Raw genomic sequence first — 1,215 nt, forward strand, 5'->3', positions numbered from 1 at the left:
GATGGCTTCGGCATTGTGGCACGGGTTCGCGGACATGGGCGCTGTGGAGAAGAACGGCGCGTTTGTCGTCTCTCGCGGTGAGGGCGCGTACATCTGGGACCGCGAGGGCACTCGGTATCTGGATGCGACGGCGGGCCTGTGGTTCACCAATGTCGGGCACGGGCGCACGGAGATCGCGGATGCGGTGGCGGCTCAGTTGTCGAAGATCGCTCATTTCTCCAACTTCGGTGATTTTGTTCCCGAGACCACGCAGGTGTTGGCGGAGCGGTTGGCGACGATAGCGCCGGTTGCCGGGAGCAAGATCTTCTTCACTTCGGGTGGTTCGGATTCGGTGGACACTGCGGCGAAGCTCGCTCGCCGGTACTGGCACGAGGTGGGGCAGCCGGAGAAGGCGATCATCGTCGGTCGCCAGAAGGCGTACCACGGAATGCATGTTGCGGGAACAGCTCTGGCGGGTATTCCGGTGAACCGTGAGGGTTACGGCGAGCTGATGGCGGATGCGGCCACGGTCGGCTGGGATGATGCGAAGAGTCTGCTCGAGTTGATCGAGAGGATCGGTGCGAACAAGATCGCCGCGTTCTTCGCGGAGCCGATCATCGGTGCCGGTGGGGTGTATCTTCCGCCGGAGGGGTACCTGGCCGAGGTGCGCGACATCTGCCGCGAGCACGACATTCTGTTTGTCGTCGACGAGGTCGTGACCGGTTTCGGTCGTATCGGCGGCGAGTGGTTCGCGTCTACTCGTTTCGATTTGCAGCCCGACATGATGACCACGGCAAAGGGTTTGACGTCCGGTTACGTTCCGATGGGTGCGGTGTTCATCGCGCCGCGGGTGGCGGAGCCGTTCTATGCGGGTTCGTGGTGGCGTCATGGTTACACGTATGGCGGGCATGCCGGTGCTGCTGCGGCGGCGATGGCGAACCTCGACATTCTCGAGCGTGAGAATTTGCTTGGGGAGTCGAAGCGTCTGGAGGCGTCGTTGCATACGCATCTGCAGCCGTTGGCGGAGCATCCGCGGGTGGCGGAGGTTCGTAGTGGACTGGGTGCGGTCGCTGCGGTGCAGTTGGCTGATCCGGCGGAGGCGTTGCCTTTCGTGAAGACGTTGCGTGAGCACGGTATTTCGGGTCGTGCGGCGGGTCAGGGTGCGATGCAGATTTCGCCGACGTTCGTCATGACCGACGATCAGGTCGCGGAGATGGCAGCAGGGATCCTCGCAGC

1 protein-coding gene is annotated in these 1,215 nt (G+C 63.1%); it reads left to right on the top strand.

The genetic code is table 11. From position 1 onward, the window contains the following. Window position 1: 1 nt before the first annotated feature. The coding region (locus tag B0E55_RS31285; RefSeq protein ID WP_080911179.1) for an aminotransferase family protein at window positions 2-1,215 on the top strand (1,214 nt) is incomplete at its 3' end.

Origin of the sequence: Rhodococcus sp. 66b (assembly GCF_002076325.1) — a bacterium.
In the GTDB taxonomy this organism is placed as follows: Bacteria; Actinomycetota; Actinomycetes; order Mycobacteriales; family Mycobacteriaceae; genus Rhodococcus_F; species Rhodococcus_F erythropolis.